The following is a 4,847-nucleotide window of genomic DNA, read 5'->3' as shown; positions in this document are numbered from 1 at the left end:
CTTTAGCTTGAAGAGCAATTGCATTACAGCCTCGGCTGAAACACTTTTGCGTTTCCAAAAGGGTCTCAAAATCTTTATCAGAAAGGGTCAACTTAAGAGAAATGGTTCGTTTCATACAAGCTATTTTAAACCATGGCTACAAATTAAACAATCTAAAAAGGAGCGATGCTTCCTCCCCTCCCTAAAGGAAGGGGTATCCGCATCGATATTTTGATGAATGATATTACCTACAGAGACCGGGCGACAGGAAAACTCAAAAAAGAAAAAATTTATGGCAAATTTTTTCTTGAAACCCTCTACGGGAACAATATTTTCTCTCGCCTTCTACTCCTCCCCCTCTTTGCTCACATTCCCTTCTTTTCGAAGCAGTATGGAAAGCGGCAAAAGAGAAAAAAGAGTCGGACAAAAATCATTCCTTTTATTCGCGACTTTCATGTCGATGTGAGTGAGTTTGCCGATCCGATTGAAAGTTTTAACTCGTTCAACGACTTTTTTATCCGAAAGCTCAAGCCGAAGGCCCGCCCCATTAAGAAGGGGAGCGATATGGTTGTTTTCCCCGCTGATGGGCGTCACCTTGTCTTTCCCAATCTTGAAAAAGTGGAAGGGTTTTATGTGAAGGGGCAAAAGTTTAATCTTCGCAGTCTCCTCGATAATGAAGAACTGGTTGAAAAGTACCGTGAGGGAAGCATGGTGATCTCTCGCCTATGCCCTACCGACTACCATCGGTATCACTTCCCTTGCAGCGGAACCCCTGGTAAAGCCAAGCTGATCAATGGCCCTCTTTTCTCCGTAAACCCAATCGCCCTCCGCAAACACTTCTCCATCCTCAGCGAAAACAAACGGGTCATTACCCCGGTCGAAACAACCTCATTTGGCACCTTGCTTTACATCGAAGTGGGAGCCACCTGCGTCGGCTCCATTCAGCAAACCTATACACCCGAAAAGCCCTGCAAAAAGGGAGATGAAAAAGGGTACTTTGAGTTTGGAGGATCGTGTGTGATTCTTCTCTTCGAGCCAAGTAAAATTATTTTTGATCAAGATCTAGTCGAAACCTCGGCTCAATACATCGAAACCTACGCCAAGATGGGGACCTCGATGGGAAAAAAGATGCTTTAAAACTTTTCGCAGCTTCGATATCATATTAATGGAACTAGGAGAAACCCATGGGAACATATTTAGCAAATGGAATTGCTTTAGACATTACGATCGACAAGGAAGATTTGGAGCGAGAAAACTTCGGTCTTGAAGAGGCGATTAAGTGCCTAAAGGATGAGGTAAACATCGACCTTTACGATCTAAAAGAGACCGAAGATCGATATATTTGGACGATTAAACCCGAGATGTTTGGAGGGAACTTCATAGAGTTTTTAGAAGAGCAGTTTCGGTTATATGGTGGGGAAGAAGATCGCAGTATAGCGCAGGTGATTGAGGAGATCAAAGGGTTAAAGTCTCCCGAAGAGATCATGAATCTCCCCGATGAAAAAAGCTCTCCAAATTTCCAACTGCTCGATCTATTTTCAGACTATATCGGGTACAGAATTGAAGTGCGGTATCGCTTAATCTGTTACTTCATGGATGGGAAAATCCTCATGGAGTGTTACGGGAGAATTCTCAGGTACTTTGAACAGATGATCAGATTACAAAGGGATAAATATCCCATAGTAGACTGTGTAAAAGTGATGATATCAAATTAGAGGTAAGACATGGCAGACGTAAATCCTAGAGTAGACATCGCCTTTAAGAAGATCTTTGGGGTAGAAGAGAACAAAGATCTTTTGATCTCTCTGATAAACGCCGTTGTGAGTCAGGAAGATCAGGTCAAAACTGTCACGTTGCTTAATCCTTACAACCAAAAGAGGTTTAAAAAAGATAAGCTCTCTATTTTAGATATCAAGGCTGAGTCAACCAGTGGGCAGAAATTTAACATTGAAATTCAGATTTCCGACGAGGCTGATTATGACAAAAGAGCCCTCTACTATTGGGCTAAGCTCTATTCAGACCAACTAGGAGAGGCGCAAAATTATTCGAAGCTCAATAAGGTGATAGGGATTCATATTCTCAACTTTACCTCGATTCCAAAAGTGGAGAAGTACCACAATGTCTTTCATATTGCAGAAAAAGAGCTCGGCCATTGCTATTTTAAAGACTTGGAGCTTCATACCATTGAGCTCAAAAAATTTACCGATCAGCTTGAAAAAAAGCATGGGAAGATCGTGACAAAAATTCAGAGCGCCCTGGATATGTGGTCAGCCTTTCTAACCAAGCACGATCTCATTGATCAGGAGAAATTAGCAAAAAAACTGAAGAGTCCAGAGCTCGAAAAAGCGATTCATGTCATCGGGGTGATGAACTTTACCAAAGAAGAGCGGGAGGCTTACGAAAACCGCCTGAAATGGTTAAGGATCGAGGCAAACACCCTGAAAAAGGTTGAGGCTCGAGCTAAAAAAGAAGGCCAAAAGATAGGAGAAAAAAAGAAGGCAACTGAAATTGCTTCAGCCCTAATTGCAAAGGGGTTTTCGATAGAAGAGGCTTCTGAACTAACAGGGCTCCAAGAAGAAGAGATAAAAAATGGCTCTTAAATTTTTGATCATTCTAGAAGATTTTTGCAAATTTTGCCGTTTGATGAAAACTCACATACCCTTTAGGGTAGGCAAAAAAGGTTGCTTGATGGTTGTGCGGCTTCACTATTAATTTTCTGGTAGATAATTTTTTGACCTGTTAAAAGGGATGGTGATTTTGCTTTTTTAAACAAGGAATCATCCTATGTCTATATCCTCCTCATCTTCCTCAAGCTCCTCAAACAGTTCCCCCTTCCTACAAAGGATCCAAAAAAACATCACCCAAAAAGAGTACCAAGATGGGGTGGAAAACATCCAGCTCGCCTTACAAGACCTGAGCAAGACCTCCCTCTCCGATACCAAAGCGCTCTACCGGATAGTCCTCGACCTTATCCCCAAGCTCGATCGAGAAAGATTCGATAAGCTCTACCAATCCTTTCGGTTGCTTTTAGAACACTCCCCATCCCTGAGCGAAGAGCAGCTCCTCCTCGCCCAAGCCTGTGGAAAAAAGCAGCTCGAGCTTGCCCCCCAAAAGAACCTTCAACTTTGGACCCTTGCGATGAGCCACTACGCCCAAGCGCTCAATATCGCGAGCCGTTCCCATCCAAAATACCTTCCCTTACTCCACCAAGAAGCCTCCAATATTTTGATCAGGGTGGTTGAAGGAACTATAAAAGAAGGAGCGATCGGAAACAGCTTAGAAAGTGCCAAAAACCGAGGAGACACCAAAAAGTACCAACGCATCCTTGACGGGATCTTTAAGCTCAAAAACTACTGTGCCCAAAAAGAGCACCACCCCCTGATCAAAGAGCTTCATAAACAAGCCCGCTCCGTTCAAGCCTCCCTCAAAGACAATAAAATCAAGACATTTGGCCCCTTCGCAGGTCAAATTAGCCAGCTGGTCGATGCCCCCTTCCCAGCGCAATCGATCCCACTCACAGAAAAGTACCGGACTGCCCTCCAAACCTTCCGCCAAACCTTTGCCCAATCCTCTCCTAAAATTGGAGACTTCCAAAAAGCAATCATCACAGCCTTCCACCGCTTCTTCACCCCCTTCCTTGAGGATGCCTGCGCCATCCTCGGACAGCCCCCCTGCCACTACGACATCCGCGCCATGGGCTCCCTCTCCCGCTCAGAAATGTGCCCCTACTCCGACCTCGAATATTTCATCCTCATCGAAGACGAAAAACACCTCCCCTATTTCCAAATCCTGAACAACTTCCTCCACCTCCAAATCACCAGCTTGGGAGAAACCGCCTCCTCAAACATCATCTTCACCACCCTAGGCGAGAAAAACAAATCAGGCTTTCACCTCGATCCCCCCGGAGTCACCTCAGAATTCATCCGCACCCCCAAAAAAATGGGACAACACCTCCGCCCCGTCGATCAGGACCGTTATTACGCCCCCAATAGCCTTAAAAACACCCTCTTAAAAAGCATCTCAATAGGAGCTTCTACCGATACCCTTTCTAAAGCATTAAACGAAGAGATCATAAAGACCTTAAACGACAAAGTCCTACGAGAAAGACGGGCACAAAAACTCATTACAAAACGTCTTCAAGACTACACCGAAGCCTGGGAAGGAGGACTCCTCTTTGAAGTCAACCTCAAAGAGCAATTCATCCAACCCCTCTACCACTTGCTCAACGACCTTGCCCTCCACTTCAACTGCCAAGAAAAAAACACCCTTGATATTTTGAACGACTTAATCTCCAAAAGAGTTTTCGATCCTCCCAGCACAGAACTCATCAAACAAACCCTTACCAACCTCTACCGACTCCGCGTACAGTCCCACCTAAAAGCTGGAGAACAAAAAGAGACCCTAAAATTCCAAACCCTCACCCAAAAAGAGCAGCAGCTCCTTCTCAGAGCACACCTCCTCATCTTAAAACCCCTCTATACCCATCTCAAAAAAAACACAAAAAACCTCCAAAACATCTCCCTCCTTGACCTCAGCTTCAAAGAACTCCTCAAAACAGCCAATCGCCCCAATCCCAAGCTTACAAACATCTGTCAAGCCACCAAACATATTGAAGTCTTTGTCGACTACTTAATTACCACAAAAGCCTCCGAAAAAATACACCAAAAACACTACGAAAAGCTCAACCGAGAAGCCCTAAGAACGGTCTATCTCGACACACTCCTCAAACACAAAAGAAAAGGACCTATTAGAGAACTCTCCCTCATTCCCAGCCTAGATGGAACCCGACAATCCAATCTCAGAAAAGAAAAAGCCTTCCAAGCCTCCCTCAAAAAACTCACCCAACAGCCCCCCACCCCCATCAAAAT

Annotated in this window: 4 protein-coding genes; all 4 read left to right on the top strand. The window is 44.5% G+C overall.

What is annotated here, in order from left to right:
* Positions 1–165: 165 nt before the first annotated feature.
* A complete protein-coding gene (locus NEPTK9_RS09010) occupies positions 166–1,116 on the top strand; it encodes a phosphatidylserine decarboxylase (RefSeq protein ID WP_228547113.1) in 951 nt (316 codons plus the stop codon).
* A 47-nt stretch (positions 1,117–1,163) separates the two neighbouring features.
* Positions 1,164–1,694: a hypothetical protein gene (locus tag NEPTK9_RS09005; RefSeq protein ID WP_194848501.1), complete on the top strand. Its 531-nt coding sequence runs from the start codon at positions 1,164–1,166 to the stop codon at positions 1,692–1,694.
* A 9-nt stretch (positions 1,695–1,703) separates the two neighbouring features.
* Complete coding sequence (locus NEPTK9_RS09000; protein ID WP_194848500.1) at positions 1,704–2,579, top strand: Rpn family recombination-promoting nuclease/putative transposase; 876 nt, start codon at positions 1,704–1,706, stop codon at positions 2,577–2,579.
* 184 nt (positions 2,580–2,763) lie between these two features.
* A partial coding sequence (locus NEPTK9_RS08995; protein WP_194848499.1) for a putative nucleotidyltransferase substrate binding domain-containing protein occupies positions 2,764–4,847 on the top strand: 2,084 nt, incomplete at its 3' end.

It is taken from the genome of Candidatus Neptunochlamydia vexilliferae (assembly GCF_015356785.1).
GTDB lineage: Bacteria > Chlamydiota > Chlamydiia > Chlamydiales > Simkaniaceae > Neptunichlamydia > Neptunichlamydia vexilliferae.
This window is presented reverse-complemented; position numbering and strand designations above follow the sequence as displayed.

Bases quoted from the DNA above. Each gene is read 5' to 3' on its own strand.
- NEPTK9_RS09010 (WP_228547113.1), top strand. From the start codon at position 166: ATGCTTCCTCCCCTCCCTAAAGGAAGGGGTATCCGCATCGATATTTTG.
- NEPTK9_RS09005 (WP_194848501.1), top strand. From the start codon at position 1,164: ATGGGAACATATTTAGCAAATGGAATTGCTTTAGACATTACGATCGAC.
- NEPTK9_RS09000 (WP_194848500.1), top strand. From the start codon at position 1,704: ATGGCAGACGTAAATCCTAGAGTAGACATCGCCTTTAAGAAGATCTTT.